The 15,955-nt window shown below is 38.4% G+C and carries 12 protein-coding genes and 1 pseudogene; 3 read left to right on the forward strand and 10 right to left on the reverse strand.

Annotated features, from left to right (window positions below):
* Window positions 1–18: 18 nt before the first annotated feature.
* The 8 genes from CSV68_RS14205 to CSV68_RS14240 all read right to left on the reverse strand — a co-directional run bounded on the left by CSV68_RS14205 (window position 19) and on the right by CSV68_RS14240 (window position 9,063).
* Window positions 19–1,803, reverse strand: a complete 1,785-nt coding sequence (locus CSV68_RS14205) for a choline/carnitine O-acyltransferase (protein ID WP_099662467.1) — start codon at window positions 1,801–1,803, stop codon at window positions 19–21.
* A gap of 196 nt (window positions 1,804–1,999) precedes the next feature.
* Window positions 2,000–2,518, reverse strand: coding sequence for a hypothetical protein (locus CSV68_RS14210; protein ID WP_099662468.1), 519 nt, complete (start codon window positions 2,516–2,518; stop codon window positions 2,000–2,002).
* A 146-nt stretch (window positions 2,519–2,664) separates the two neighbouring features.
* Window positions 2,665–3,288, reverse strand: coding sequence for an AIM24 family protein (locus CSV68_RS14215; protein WP_233192935.1), 624 nt, complete (start codon window positions 3,286–3,288; stop codon window positions 2,665–2,667).
* 287 nt (window positions 3,289–3,575) lie between these two features.
* Complete coding sequence (locus CSV68_RS14220; RefSeq protein WP_099662470.1) at window positions 3,576–4,508, reverse strand: NADP-dependent oxidoreductase; 933 nt, start codon at window positions 4,506–4,508, stop codon at window positions 3,576–3,578.
* A 433-nt stretch (window positions 4,509–4,941) separates the two neighbouring features.
* A complete protein-coding gene (locus CSV68_RS14225; RefSeq protein WP_099662471.1) occupies window positions 4,942–5,217 on the reverse strand; it encodes a hypothetical protein in 276 nt (91 codons plus the stop codon).
* A gap of 121 nt (window positions 5,218–5,338) precedes the next feature.
* A complete protein-coding gene (locus tag CSV68_RS14230) occupies window positions 5,339–5,653 on the reverse strand; it encodes a hypothetical protein (RefSeq protein WP_199175037.1) in 315 nt (104 codons plus the stop codon).
* A gap of 489 nt (window positions 5,654–6,142) precedes the next feature.
* Entirely contained in the window at window positions 6,143–7,489 is a 1,347-nt protein-coding gene (locus CSV68_RS14235; protein ID WP_099662472.1) for an MFS transporter, read from the reverse strand.
* Window positions 7,490–7,503: 14 nt separating this feature from the next.
* Complete coding sequence (locus CSV68_RS14240; RefSeq protein WP_099662473.1) at window positions 7,504–9,063, reverse strand: AMP-binding protein; 1,560 nt, start codon at window positions 9,061–9,063, stop codon at window positions 7,504–7,506.
* Window positions 9,064–9,203: 140 nt separating this feature from the next.
* On the opposite strand from CSV68_RS14240, the gene CSV68_RS14245 reads away from it, so the two are divergent.
* On the forward strand, window positions 9,204–9,833 hold the full coding sequence (locus CSV68_RS14245; protein WP_099662474.1) for a TetR/AcrR family transcriptional regulator: 630 nt from the start codon (window positions 9,204–9,206) through the stop codon (window positions 9,831–9,833).
* A gap of 434 nt (window positions 9,834–10,267) precedes the next feature.
* Here the strand turns inward: CSV68_RS14245 and CSV68_RS14250 are convergent, their stop codons facing one another.
* On the reverse strand, window positions 10,268–10,738 hold the full coding sequence (locus CSV68_RS14250) for a hypothetical protein (protein WP_099662475.1): 471 nt from the start codon (window positions 10,736–10,738) through the stop codon (window positions 10,268–10,270).
* Between the two features lie 349 nt (window positions 10,739–11,087).
* On the opposite strand from CSV68_RS14250, the gene CSV68_RS17650 reads away from it, so the two are divergent.
* Window positions 11,088–11,429, forward strand: a complete 342-nt coding sequence (locus CSV68_RS17650; RefSeq protein WP_099662476.1) for a LysR family transcriptional regulator substrate-binding protein — start codon at window positions 11,088–11,090, stop codon at window positions 11,427–11,429.
* A gap of 445 nt (window positions 11,430–11,874) precedes the next feature.
* Window positions 11,875–12,987: pseudogene (locus tag CSV68_RS14260) on the forward strand (IS4 family transposase).
* A gap of 279 nt (window positions 12,988–13,266) precedes the next feature.
* On the opposite strand, the gene CSV68_RS14265 reads toward CSV68_RS14260, so the two are convergent.
* Window positions 13,267–15,855, reverse strand: coding sequence for an NB-ARC domain-containing protein (locus tag CSV68_RS14265; protein ID WP_099662477.1), 2,589 nt, complete (start codon window positions 15,853–15,855; stop codon window positions 13,267–13,269).
* Between the last annotated feature and the right edge of the window lie 100 nt (window positions 15,856–15,955).

The raw sequence follows: 15,955 nt of genomic DNA on the forward strand, positions 1-15,955 counted from the left end.
CCCGCACAGGTACCTTATTTAAATAATACGGTTCGCAATCTGTCGTAATTCTAAAAATGCATCTCGCAAATGATTTGTTAACTTCTGCGCATGATGTGCTTCATCCGCACCGGAGGAGATATTAATAGAAATCGATTGATCCAATAAAATATAAGCGAGTCCAAAACCACCTTCAACGACTGGGCCGAATATCCGATACTTTACATTGTCATACGCCATACCACTTGTCGAAATAAAATCATGACGCATTGTCAAATAACCAGTGTCGCTAAAGAGTGCAGGTCTATCCGTCATACCGAGGTCTTCCCCGTGCAATGTATACATTTGCTCCAGGCCGTACATATGCCTTTCAACACCGAATCCTTTACGGCACCTGATGATTCGATCTGTATGAGCCGCGCTCGCCTTTTGCATCAAGTCATACAACACTTCATGACTCTCTTCACCGTTTTCTAGCGCTTTCACCAAGTCGACCTTTTCCATACTCGTCGCTCTCGCACATTCCGTTCTTCCTTCATAAAATGCACGGACTGAAACAGGTTCATAAACGCTTCTACATGTGCCAAACGTTCTGTACTGTGCAATTTGTAAAGCCATATGGAAAAAAGCATCCGGACTAATATTCATCTTTTTGATTTCATCTGAACCAAAACTATTGAAGATTGTCGTTTTAATAGAAAACTCTTTTTTGACTCTTGCATTCTCTTTTTCAAATCTCATTAACGACTTCTCCATCTCCGCAGATAATTCCCATTGTTGTTTTTCCATTAGAGTAGGTTCAGTCGTATATATTTTTTCAGGCTCATCACTTTCTAGGCCTTCATTTACATAGCTAATGACAGCAAATATCGTCGTACCATCAACCGATGAATGCTCAATGCTATAACCCAATTCACCTTTTGTAGTGAGGATTACTTGGATGGTTTTATCAAAGTATTTATTCGTTCCATTTAACATTAAATTCTCAATCGCTTCTTCTGAATTACTACTTTCTTCATCCATAGATAGGACAATGAGCGAATCCGCTATCGCTTGTAGATGATCTGCATTCACTTTAGATACGATGAGTTGATCATATATCTTCGCAGCTTCGTCTCTTTTCGCAGTTGTAAAAATCCCTATGTTGGCGCCTTCACTTTGCTCTTCTTGAAAAGTTCTTTCAATAGCATGTGCGATTTCACTGCTTTGATACATTTCACCTTCACCATTCGTTACGTTCACTTTATACACATTTCTTTTATATAAAATAATGACATGGTTATTTCTTTTCTCGAATGCCGCTAGTCTAAATTCATCTCTTTCTACTCTTGGAATGCGAATGGACTTGAAAAACTTCTTATATTGACTCATATCTTGTGGTACACCATTTTTTACGACTGGCGCTACTTCCTCATCCATTATTAAATGATAGAATTCCGTGACTAAACGGCTTACCCTTCCCGCAAGTTCCGCACGCGTATATCGATTTTCATGCTGTTTATTATCTAATAAAATATTGAAATGCATGCCCGTTGGCAAAGATTCACGGAACTTTAAATACATATCTTCCCATAAAGGCTTTAGCCAACTACCTTCCATTTTGCCATCCAATTCGCATAATTTTTTTTGAAGTTTTTCTGCGTCTCCATCCACTTTGAAGAAATGGTTCACAACCTTTGTAGTTTCTTCAAGTTGTTCATCGTTTACAAGAGGTTCAACCCATTCAAGAAGTTTCTCTTTTGTATTCGTTAATGGCGGTATGGGTAAAGATGGTAATTTATTTTTATAAGCAAATGTCTTTTTTATAATAATTAGTCCCTTCATAATGCATTTTTAAGCGATTATCATTTTTCACGCTAAAAAGAAGATCGGGTGTCCAATCTTCTTTTCGAGCCATTTATTTAGTATAACACGAAAGAGAATCGCATAATAAAGGTACCTGCGCAGGGAAATTTTATGAATGGTTAAGCATTTACGTAGGTTTCTCACACAGGTACCTTATTTTAAAATGAACGTCTATTTACATTTTTGAATAGACATCCTTCATTTTGTTTTCGAATTCCATATACTTCGTTTCATACCCTTCAAGATGTTCGCCGCTTGTCCCAAACTTCTCAATTAGTTCTGCTGCGGCCGTCTTTAGTTCTTCGAAGTCTTCAGTCATGCCAAGTTCTTCAATTTCTTCGTGGAAATATCCGATATACGTAATGGTCGATTCAGCAAGAAATTGTTCCGCATGCGCAAATCTCTCTCGATAGTCGGAGCCCTCTTTCATGTCATTTACGGAGCTTTCAACAAAACTTTTCACGCTTGAAAATTCCGAGAAGAATGCTTCTTCGAGGTCTTCGGTTTCTTCTTTGGATTCGTTGACCATTGGTGGACGTTCCATTACTTCAACTTTTGACTCATTGTCTTGTGCCGGTTCGACTTGTTGCATTGGTAAATCGACTTGCTTCGTTTTTTCTTCATCCGTTCCGCAACTCGCTAACAATAGCCCAAGGATAACAAACGAACCCAATGCACTATTCATCTTTTTCAATTCAAACTCCCCTTCCCTTTTTACTTTATCCTAACATATTCCTTGATATGAAAAATACCTACGCACGAAACTCTTATGAATGGTTAAACATTCATGAGAGTTTCTTACACAGGCATCTTATTTTAATAGAATCTAGTATTCCGAATTTATTGAAGGAACGGCGCCATTAATACTTTTCCTGTTCCGCGGTAAACATTGACCAATCCTTCGCCTGAAGCAGCCGAACCCATAAGTGTTTTCCCAGAGCGTTCGACAGTAAATTCTAAACCGCCTGACCAAGCAATCGCCATATTCCCATCGATTTTCAACTCATCATTTTCTAACTCGATTTCTATAAGTTCCTCTCTCGCTACAGAAGATTCCAGTGCAATCGTTCCTTTACCGGTAAGTCCCAAATTGAAAAGACCTTCCCCACCGAGTGCTGCAGAAGAGAGATTGGAGCGCATCACGGCCTTATGTTTTAATCCTGAATCACAAGCTAAAAAGAGTCCGTCTTCAATGATAAGTGACTGATCCCACTCGTCTACATCCAGCAGCAAAATATGCTTGTATGTTGGTTCTAACACAAGTGTACCAGTTCCTGTGTACTCCGGTTTGATGCTCGATTCCTTGGTCATTTTGCCCCTTATCGTTTTTCCAATAAAGTCTCCTACGCCCTTAAGGCCAGTCGTCGCTTTCACATCTCCGGCCATCCACTGCATGGCCCCTGCCTGAATCGTAATATTGGACTGACTGACATCGCAAACTAGCTGTCTTCTTCTTACATTCATCTCAGAAGCATAATATGCCGATTGGGCCGTAGCATGACCGATACTTAACTCTCTTTGAAACTCTACTACTTTAAAAGGGCCTAGTTCCTCCCTGACTTTTACATTCTCATTATCTTCAAAGTTTTTAATCGTAAACAGAATAATCGCCCGCTTTCTGGTTTTTTAATTTGTTTGGTTATGTTAATTATAACATGAGATTTTATTTAACTAGAAAAAACCTGCACAGCATATCACTTCAACACGAAAAAATTGCATGGAAGTTATATGTGTACAGGCTAGCTGTTCAATTATTGAATCGTAATCACAATTTTACCTTTTGCATGATGCGTTGCACTTAAATCATGTGCTTCACGCAATCCCTTTTCGGTTAACGGGAACGTATGACCAATATGAGGTTTGACTTCTCCTTGTTCCATCAGTTGTCCCAGTTCTGCAAGTTGCTTCCCATTTGGATTCAGCCATAAAGATTCCGCGGTAATGCCATTCGTTTTCGCCTTCTCTGCATTTGGTTCACCTGCAATTGAAACGAGACGACCGCCTTTCTTTACAACATCTAAACTCTTCTCTAAAATTTCTCCACCCATTGTGTCCACTACTAAGTCAACGTCCTTTGCCACATCTGCAAAATCAGTCGTTTTATAATCAATGAATTCATCCACGCCGAGCTCTTTCAAAAATGCTTCGTTCTTGCTGCTCGCCGTAGAATAAACGTAAGCGCCGAAGCTTTTGGCAATCTGTATGGCATAGCTACCCACACCGCCAGAGCCCGCATGAATGAGAACCTTATCACCTTTTTTCACTTGCCCAAAGTCAACAAGGCATTGCCAAGCCGTTAAGCCTGCCAACGGAACGGAAGCTGCCTCTTCAAAGCTGAGATGATCTGGTTTTAACGCCACTAACTCTTCATCGACCGCCACATACTCGCTGTATGTTCCATTCTCCATGGCTGGACGCGCGAATACCGCATCCCCTTTTTTGAACTGCGTAACCTGGCTTCCAACTTCACTAATGATTCCTGCTGCATCCCAACCTAAAATTAACGGAAACTCAAAAGGCATGGCGTCTTTCAAATAGCCCTCCCGTACTTTCCAGTCAATCGGATTAATAGAAGTAGCATACATTTCAATTAATACTTGCTGATCTTGGATCTCCGGTTTAGGAAGGTCTTTCTCTATTAACTGTTCCGACCCACCATATTGTTCAATTACGATTGCTTTCATTTCAAATACACTCCTTCTGATTAGTACGCTTACATGATTTGGTTACTTGTACTTTATGTACTGTATACCCTGAATCATTTATTTCAATCGAAGGAGTGGATGGATGGTAAAAGGCACCTGTGCATGAAACTTTTATGATTGTTTAAACATTCATGATTATTTCCTGCACAGGTGCCATATTTATTTTCTGTTTCCCATTTTCTACTACACGAATTGTGTGGAAGTTGTGTGGGGACCTGGTACCGTCTTTTATACAGAAAAACCCTTTTTACAGAATGAAGTGTTGGGTCTTAATTGATGAAAACTGTTGAATTCTACTTGACGGTTACACCTTCATGTCTGGATAATTCGACACATAGTTATTATAACCTTATTTATATCCAAAGTTATTCTTTCGAAAAAAGAACATCCTAATAAGGACGTTCTCATTTTTTCAAACACCAAACATTAAGATGCCGTCTTTCATAGCTTCATTAACTTCCTTTTGGGTATACTTTCCGTTAAAAGGTAAAGGTATCAACTCTTGTAGTTTTTCTTCAAAAGCAATTTGTTGATGTTTTGTTAAAGCGAAGTAAGGCGTTTCATTAATTATTAAATTAACACCTTCATAATGACCTCTAAAAGAACTTTGTCCAATGTAGCCAGATATTGATAGTGTGTACGGTCTACCCTTAATTGTTTTAATTTCTGTTATTTGAATTTGTGTCATAAATACCCTCCTATTCTACCTTATACAATATTCGACAAAGGAGGGAGTAAAACCTTTAAACATTGTAATTGTACATTCGAGATATCTTTATTCATTAGACTTCACTCTTCTGAACACCCTATTAAGAAGTATTATTTCTTATTTGTGTGGGGACCTGGTACTTTCCACTACTGCTAGGAGATAAAGCGAATCCCGCCCGCAGCAACATATCTTGCGTTTCATCCAAATCTAATTGCAAGGCAAGCACGTTGGACTTACTCGGTTTATACTCTTTATCATTCCGGATTTTCGAAAATAACTTTCGATCAATTTGTGCTTTTTTATGTGTCTCACTATCCGTCATTCCCATTTCATCAATTGTACGCAACAACATTTCTGAAAATGTTTCGTGCACTTGATCTAGTACGTCTTCCAAGCTGCGTGTACTTTCTTGCATCTGCACTTCTGATTCGAGTACTTCGGAATATACAGCTTGTGAATATATAACAACTTCATCTACGTAATTGTCATTTATATATTGTTCGAGTAGTAGTATAGTTTCCTTGGGGAGTGATATGGAATCCTCCTGACTATTTTTCTGGCGTATGATAAATTAAAGCTACATTCATTTTACTATGTTTTATATGTGAAAAGCATCAACGTCATATAAGTGGCGTTGATGCTTTTCATAATTAATACAGCAATATAGTTGTACGAAATTTTTATGATTGTTTATACATTCACGTTAGATTCTCACACAGGTACCGTTTTTCAACATCAGACCCCACTACTCTGTGTCTTTTAAAAAATATTTGGCGAATAAAATCTAGCAGGAATCAAGGTTCCTGCGGATTATGAAGTTTAGGTGATGGCACACAACTGTATAATGCGGCTGAAGAATACGAGCTCCCGACAGTCAACATGTCGGGAGCTCGTAGATAATTGATTATTCACGTACCTCCGCTGCAGTAGTGAGCAAAGGTTCCGCTGATACACGCGATACGACCTCTTCTTCCTCATGGACAGTTTCATCGTAATGCGAAACTTTTCTCGTGTCCGGCGAGAATATGGCCAAAACTAGCGAAACGAGAAGGGCTGCTATCATGAATCCGCCGAAAACCCATGGGGATGGACCGTAATTAGCCGCCATGGCAGTCCATAACATCGGTCCGAACCCAACAATCGCAGCGGCTATTTGATAGCCAAGGGATAGCCCTGTATATCTGACATTCGCGGGGAACAGCTCCGAGAAAAACGTCCCTTGTGTCGCAAAAATCGCGGCCCAGACGACACCAAGCAATACGATCTGCATGATAAAGAATGTGGACGTACTGATGGAAATACCGATGAAATAAGGGATTGTCAGCACCAACATGCCGATTAGACCCGAAATATAAATCACTTTACGTCCGATGAAGTCAGACAGGTATCCCACAATCGGTATCGTGATCAGCATCGTTGCACAGCTCAGTGAAAGTGCAAGCAGTGCTGTGTCCCGTGAGTAACCGATATACGTTGTAGCGTACACCAGAATAAATGACATAAGGAATACGTTGAAAAAGCCGTCGCCCAGTTTCAGTCCGATGATTCGGAACATATCCTTGGAATTATTTCTGAACAGCGTCAGTACTGGCATCTTCTCGATATTGCCAGACTCTTTGCGTTGCTGAAATTCCGGGGTTTCTTCGATGCTACTCCGTATCCAGAGCGCCAGTACGATGAGGACGCCGCTGAACAGGAACGGAATTCTCCAGCCCCATGCCATGAACTGTGCTTCCGTAGTGAAGCTGTTAATAATTGTGAAGCTGAATGTGCCAAGCACTAGCCCGATCGGTACGCCCAGCTGTGGGATGGAACCGAACAACCCGCGTACTCCTTTGCTTGCATTCTCCGTAGCAAGAAGGACAGCTCCGCCCCATTCTCCCCCAAGAGAAATCCCCTGAATCAACCGTAGTATGACTAGCATGGTGGGTGCCAGGATACCGACTGCCGCGTAGGTCGGTAGCAATCCAATCAAGAAAGAACTACCGCCCATCCCGATGAGCGTGATCATCAAGGAAGCTTTCCGTCCAATCCGGTCTCCCATATGGCCAAATATAATACTGCCCAGCGGTCGTGCTGCATATCCCGCTCCGAATGTGGCAAATGCAATCAAAATAGAAACGGCGGGATTTTCATTCGGGAAGAAAAGTGTGGTAAATACAATTCCAGTGGCTGTTCCGTATAAGTAAAAGTCATACCATTCAATAATGGAACCTGACAAACTTGCCAACAATATTTTAATCTTTTTCATAAAAAGTCTCCCCTCTATTTAACTGGAATGTAATTTGCCAACTTATTTTTTTGAATCTTGCCGACGGAAGTTCGTGGAAAATCATCTAAAAAATCAATAGAATCAGGAACTTTGAATTTAGCCAACTGTGCTTGGCAGTGAGCCAGCAGCTCATCCTCCGTAACGTACATTTCTTCATTCAAAATGACGAAAGCTTTAATCGCCTCATCGCGCATATCGTCCGGCACACCGATCACTGCTGCTTCGTACACAGCTGTATGGGAGGCTAAGGCACTTTCCACTTCAATGGTAGCCACATTTTCCCCAGATCGCTTGATCATGTCTTTTACGCGATCTACAAAATAATAGTATCCATCTTCCCCAATACGGGCATTATCGCCTGTGCGTAGCCAGCCGTCCTGTATCGTTTCTTCGGTCGACAGCGGATTCCGCAGATACTTTTTCATAATGGTGCGTCCCGCATGGCCTTTGATCAAGATCTGTCCTGAAGCACCTTTTTGAACATCATTACCTTGTTCATCGACCAACTTCACTTCGTACCCGAGCGTCGGTCTGCCAATGCTTTCATTCTTGCATACGCCGTGTAGCGGATTCATTAGCGGAATACCTATCGTTTCTGTCATTCCGTACAGCTGACTTAATCTGACACCGGCGAGTTCTTCAAAGCGGTTCAACTGTTCTGCAGCGACATTTTGCGCAAAGATAATTGTGTGGAGAGTGTTCTTGATTACGTTCTTTGTTTCGTTTTTAGCTAAAATCATGCGAATAGGCGCAGCGAACAGTGAACCGACTGTAGCTTGTAGCTGATTGGCCTGCTCAAAATAACGGGATGCGCTGAACTTTTCAGTTAAAGCTATTGAAGCGCCAACGGTTAAAGCCGACATGGTAGAATAATATTGAGCGTTGCCGTGGAACAGCGGAAGCACGATAAAAGTCCGGTCGTTGGCAGTCAGCTGTAAGTTTAACGCCATCTGTTCACCGACGAATAAATAGTTGGCATGCGTGACACACACACCTTTAGGTTTTGAAGTAGTGCCTGAAGTGTATAGAATGGCAACGGTATCTTCATTATGAAGCTCAGGTAACGCAAATTTGTAACCGCTTTCAAAAACCAGTGCATCATCGTAGGATAAGTAACCATCAACAGGCTGACTTCTTGTAAGCATTCTGTAACGAATAGCGGGACAGTGTGTTTCCACATCCGCGAACTTGTCTAGATAAGGCTGTTCTGTAATCAACATGACAGAATGGGAATTAGAGATAATATAGTTCATCTCGCTCGCAGGAGATAAAATATTTGTAGGCACCATGACGGCCCCTATATTCGCCAAAGCAAACCAAATTGTATAAAACTCCAAGTTATTCGGAATGTGTAATGTAACATGCTCCCCTTTTCGGATTCCCAAGTGAAGGAAATATCGGCTCAGCCGATCCACTTCATCCTCAAATTCTCTATAGGTTTTTTGTGAGACATGACGATCAGCGTCTTCGAATAAAAATAATGTCTTATCAGGATGCTGATGCAATTTCTCATTTAACAGGTCACGAAGTGTTCTTTCGCCTACACAATCCATTAAATCCCTCCTGTTCATTTGAATAGACCGTAGTCTTAGACTATAGTCTATATATTAATTGAATGTTCACAAGTTTGTCAATATATTCTGAAAAATAGTTTTATTTTATGTAAGGTATAATATGATCGGGGGGTATTGCAATGAAGAAATCGACTAGACAAATCCAGGCGGGGCACACGAAGAAGCGCATATTGGAGACTGCGCTAGAGTTGTTTCGGAAAAAGGGATTTGATAATGTAACCGTAGATGAAATTGTGAAGAAAAGTGAAAGTTCCAAAGGTGCCTTTTATGGCCACTTCGGTTCAAAATACGATATCTTCATGGAAAAATTCAAAGAGATCGACCAATATTACAAAAAAGTTGTTTCCGTTATGCCGGAAGCGCTAACGTTCAATGAAAAAGTGCTGTATTTAGTGGAACGGCAAATGCATTACCTCGAATTCGAGTTGGGAAAAGACATGATGCGAACGGTCTATGTCAGCGGTCTTATGGAAAGAGAAGGTAATTTCTTTTCTATACACGACAGAGAATTGTATGCCATTCTGGATGACTTTATCGTCACTGCAATCGAAGAAGGAGATCTGCCGGAAGCCACCAATAGGAAAGCGCTAATCCGCATGCTTTCACGATGTATGCGCGGGCTACTGTATGATTGGCTATCTTTAGGCAAAGAGTACAATCTGGAGGCCGAAAGCAAGATGTTTTTTTCTACATTCCTGGCGGGACTTCAGTGTGACAGAGTGGATGCTGTACCGTTTGAGGTGGAATGAAGTGGGCTGGGTCTGAGCAATAGCTAGGGCGACTTAGAATCTTTTTCTGATTGATTGGGGACTCGATCTTTTTTATTCATCTATCTATTCCTTATATGAATAATTTAGTGAAATGTAAGCGAAAATAACAGTAGCTGTGTGAGACGCATTCATGATTGTTTGTTTCTCACACACCTTATACAAAACGCGAGGAGAACGATCTTTGACTTTTTTGAAAATATGAAAATGCACCTCCTCGATACACTGATTGTATAGAGAAGGTGCTACGTTATTTATGCATTATTTTACGGGTATCTTACTGCTTTCTACTATTCACATTTCCGGCACTTTTTTAGAAATATTACTTGATATATGACACCAGATGTTATGGGTTGCGAGTAGTTGTATTTTTCATTTCAGTTTTCGTTTTCTACTACCTGAATTGTGTGAGGACCTTATACATTATTTCTATCGCTCAACCTTTTACCTTTAGATTCTAGATACAAATCCAAAATATTAATTATTTTTATTTTTTTGGTCAACAAGTAGTCATTGGACAAAAAATAATAATAAAATATAGTAAAAAAGAAGAAAAAGACCATAAAAGATATTCCAACTAATGACGATTTAAAAAGCACTCCATTCGTTGCACTCATTAAGCTACTAATAAGTAAGGCAAACAGTGCTATTGTCAATCCAGATACTCCGATAAAGCCTGTTTGCCTATTATCTTTTGCTGTCATCTCTCTCTCAAGTGTGCGCTTCATTAATCTTATTTCTTCTTCGGTATATTCTGTGTCTAAATAGGTTAAATAGCAATTTAATAAATCATCGTCAATATTTAAAAAAACATTCTTCTCGTTCAGACGCTTCAATATTTCAGATGCGTCTATCGCCATCCAATAATCCCCTTTTACAACACCCATATCCTCGACTCCTTAAACTAAAAAGCTGTGCATGCAACTTTCCTGGTTGTTTAAATAACAACGATTTTTAGTTTTTAAAGATACCAGGTCCTCACACAACTCTAGTTCAATTCATAATTGTTTCTGATTTGCATAAGGAACTGGCACTTGTTTTTTAATACTCTTATATTATCGAAACATCAGAAATAAGTCACGATACACTCGTTAAGATATTTTTACGTTAGATTCTACTTCTCATTGTTACTTATCCAAACAGATCCCTCTAATTAAATTTCGAATCAAAAAAGTACCCGTGTGAGAAATTCTCATGATTGTTTAAACATTCACGTTTGTTTCTCACACAGGTTCCTTGTTTAAAACATTTATTCAGAGTCTGGAAAGTTTTAAAATTAGAGAAACATTTATTAAAGCGTGCGAGCATGTAGGCTTTTCACCGTCAGTAGAATTCGAAACAGAAAGCTTAGAAACTGCATGCAGCCTTGTGGAGAATGGACTGGGAATATCGGTTGTTCCCGAAAGCTTTCTCGCCCTAAATCCATCGAAAAGAAGAAACGTTGTCTTCATAAAAGACTTCGCTTCCAAGAGAACAGTATATTTAGTCTATCAGCCTGAACGCTATCTCCCCCCTCCTATTCAAGACTTTATTGATATTACTCTTCAGTTTTCTAATGAGATTATTGTTCGGAAGTGATGGGTTATTGGAAATACGCCATGTATTATAGTGGTTCGACCTGGTAGCTACATGTTATTGCGTGAGTTTTTATGAAAAATACCTGTGGTGAAACTTTCATGATTGTCTAAACATTCACGTTTGTTTCTCACACAGGTACCTTGTTTTAACTTCGTTTATGTGCTGGTACAACTTCTCCATTTTTTCGTGTATGCTTTTTAACTGGAACTATTCTAGGAGCTTTCCTAGTTTTTTTCGATTTCCCCATTCCTTAACCTCCTAATTTATCTTTCAATTTCACTCAAATCACAAAACTATTTTATGACTTAAGTCGCTAGCGTCACATTAAAATATCGAGAAAGGGAATTGATTTCTGAATACTCTTTACTTATTTTCTCCATGAAAAAATCCTTTATAATAGCTTGGAGGCAGTAATCCACCCAAATCCAAAATAAAGGATTCACACATGGATAAGATTACACGAAAACTGCATTTAAGCTATGGGCAGAACCTATCTCCAATAAATTATTTGCGGAACAGGTTCAGCTTCATTGTCTCAATCACTATACAAAGAAGCTGCATATGGCTTCGTTTATGAACTTACTCTTGTACGCGCAGCTTCATGAAACGGAAAGTTTACGCGCCGTCAGTGACAGTGTGTTTTCCAAAGAACTTCAGGAAGCCACGAACTTGGATTCCATCAGCTTCTCACAGCTCGGCAGGCGTCTTCGACAAGTGCCGACGGAATTCTTCCAGGCTATTTTTCTCGATTTAGTGTCGCAGATCCATGAAGCGACGGATTTTCAGACACGACGCAAGCGGACAACTCCACTGAAAATCATCGATTCCAGCACATTGCCTTTGAATTTGAACAACCACCGCTGAGCAGAATTCCGAAAAACGAAGTCCGGTATCAAGCTTCACCTGCTTGGAAAATGGCTGTTCCTACCCTGACAAAGCGGTTTTAACAAGCGCCAAGGAACATGATCCTGGCCAACTAGAAGTACTGGTCGATGACAAAGAATGCCTATATGTGTTCGAACGCGGCTATTTGGATTATTAACGGTTCGACCGCATGACGGATGTGGGCTATTTCTTTGTCTCTCGTCTGCGAAAAAATGCAGTCGTCCGGTCGCTCGAACGCTTCAATCTGCCGGACGACACCATGGTATTGTCGGATGAAATGGTCGTGATCGGCACCTCGCAAAACCGATCGGAAAATGTATTTCGCCTGTTGTAAGTGCTGGATTCCAAAGGTAATTAACTGAACTTGGCTACAAATCGTTTCGATGTGTCTGCGGATGAAATCGCAGAGCTGTACAAATCTCGCTGGGCCATTGAATTGTTCTTTAAATGGATGAAACAACATTTGAACATCAAGAAATTCTACGCACAGAATGAGCAGGGTGTGCACAACCAAGTGTATTTGGCGATGATCGTCTACTGTTTGAATGTACTGGCACAGTTACGAACAAAAAGTAAGCGAATCTACTTGCAGATCAGCCGCTATCTAAAGGCTTCTTTATGGAAGTCAGCGCATATTTGGATTCGAAAGATTGAAGATAAAAGCGTACTGTAACGCGGGAAATCCGCTTCTGTCACAGTAGTCAAAAGGTATAGTAAAAAAATGGATGTTGACTGTCTCTGTTCAGCTGTCTTTGTTTTTTTGCTTGAGGTCAGAATATTATAGACGGAATATTTCGAACATATTTATGCGACGCTAGTGACATTGTTTTTTAATGTTTTAGATAACTCCTCTACTCTATCGCATCTAATTCCTCAAAACGTTCTGTTATTGCAGTGATTTTGTATACGCATCAATATACATTTCACAATAAGTATGTGCTGCACACCATTTTTACTTTTTCTTCACGTTCTTAGCAGCAATTCCTACCTTATTCATATAAGTATCAAAAGTTACATAATCACCAATCTCTACCTTCTCCAGAGTGTTATTTAAATGAAAAAATATATCTCTACTTGAGGAATTGGCTATAAATCCAAAGTCACGATTGTTTATATTAGTTATCACTCCTTCGTTTTCAGAGTGTATCGATTCTGAAGCATCCTTGAAATTAGTTACATATTTAATTAATTCATTGAATGTTTCAACATTTATCACATCTTTATTCTGTTCGATATTTCTTCTAATTTTAGAAAAGTCATTGCTTTTAATCCATTTGATTGAATCGAAGTGTTTTGCCATAGTTTGCTTTAATAGCATCATAGCCGAATTACTAAGATACAAAAAGGATAAGTCTGTCATTATATTTAGCAGCGTAAATGCATTCCTAGTATCGATACTCTTTAGGCTTTCCATCTTTTCAATCGCTGACTTTAATAATGTGATCTTGCCATCAATGTCATAGCGCGAATCAATAGTTTCTGCTTTTCTTCTATATACTTCTGCAGTTGATTTCACTATTAGGCTATCTTTATTTTGACTTGATTGATTATTTATATTTTTTATAACTGCTAAGTTTTTAATGCATTCATCAAATTTTCCCAACCGCATCAAAATTCGGTTTTTTTCTAATAAGATATCAACATTCTCAGGAGACAGTACCTCTGCCTCTCCGATTATCTCTTCTGCCTTTAAATAATCCTCAACATTTTTCACATAAAAAGTAGCATATAATAATAATATTCTAGCTTTGTCTTCTTTTGTTTTAGTCAAATTAACAGCGATCTCAAAGTTTTCAACAGCTTGATATATATTTCTGTGTTCACTTTCTATATATGCCCTAATTTTATAAATCTCAAAGTAACTAGGGGCAATATTTTGTGCTTTTTCAAGTAAACTTCTTTTCTTATTTAGGCTCATCTTTGAAAGTGATTGATACAGATAGTATGTTGCGATTTTTTCATCAGTATCCTCAACTGTTCCGGAAAGTGCGACAGGGTTGTAAGGATCATTAACTCTTAACGTATTAACGGTCTGAAGAATTGAATTTAATTCTTTTCTTTTTTTAATTATTTCCAAGAAAAAAGTATTAGATGGCGGATAAAAATTCGATAAATAATCCCTCGCCATATCGTCTAAAATATATTTACCTAATTTTAGTTTAACCATGTTCGTAGACAACATCTCATTTATCGAATTCCTAAGCAATACAGGGTCAATACGTAAGAAGTAATCCATTTCACCAATACTCATTTCAATTTTTTCCACAAGAAACAGTTGTATTATATGTCTTGCAGTATCACTAAGTTTGTCATAAACATTTGACATACAAAATTCAACTAAATCCCCTTTTCTGTTTATAAGCTCCTTTTCACTAATGCCTTTATACACACTTGTAATAAACCATTTAATTGATAAAGGGTTTGAGTATAGGTCCTCAGTTATAATTTTTCTTATATCCACATCTTTCCGTTTATGAAGATCCAATCCATAGTATTTGGATAGTTCTCTAAAGTATTCAATTGCATCCTGAGAATTCAGCCCACTAAGAGAAAATCTATTTTCTAACTCCCCGATACCATGCCTAGATGTTATTAAAACTTTTGATTTACTTGGTATGCTCTTTAAAAAGCTAATAAACTCATCAGTGTTAATAGTCTCTAGATTATCTAAAACCAGTAAAGTTTTAAATTCCCCTAAAAATTCGATAATATTTTCTTCAGATGATTTCAAATCTGACATAATGGATACTCGCTCAATCTCATTATAAATCTCTGGTATACTTTTTATTGAATTTTCGATATTCAAAAATTCTCCTACTGACAATGTTCTTGTTTTTAATGAAACCCAAAGCACTGCTTCATATTCTGAGTCCTCACTGTCGAGCAAGTCATATAATATCTTTACAGTCAATGCTGTTTTTCCCATTCCACCATTACCAACAATAGAAATAACTTTATCTTTGTCATTGTTAATTAAATCTGTTAGATGCTTAATTTCATTTTTTCTACCAATATAGCCTGTATCATCAAATTCGGGATCAGGTAAGTTATGTAAAATACTATCTTTTAATCCTGTATTTAAATTAATGCTTGATTCGAGAATTCTTGTCGGGTCCTCATCAAGTATAATTTTAAGATGCTTAGATTCTTGCCAATCTAGCAATTTCAAATCATAGCTTATATTCTCTAATACTTCAAATAAGGTTGATCGATCACCAACCTCTAGTGGTCTAGTATGCATTACTCTATTTCTGATTGGTATAATCTTAACAAAATAATTAGTCAGTTCCTTTATTTGCGTGTTATTAAAGCCAATTTGATAAGGATTAGCACGTATTATTTCAATGTAATCTCCTAAATCTAGTTCATATAATATTTCCGATAAGTTCATCTCTTTATTTGAAGATCTTGATTTAGCCTTATCAATTAATGTATCAGAAATAATTACTTTGTTTCCACTTATAATTTTTTGTCTCAAATCAAATTCTAGAGCTGCACAAATACTGAACAGTATTACACGGTTACTTAAATTAAATTTCATTTTTATTCCCCCATAGATTTAAATGTAAATACTAGATACCTGTGCGTTAAACTATCATAATTGTTTTAACATTTACATTTGTTTCTCTCGCACAGGTACA

The organism is Sporosarcina sp. P29 (assembly GCF_002743265.1).
In the GTDB taxonomy this organism is placed as follows: Bacteria; Bacillota; Bacilli; order Bacillales_A; family Planococcaceae; genus Sporosarcina.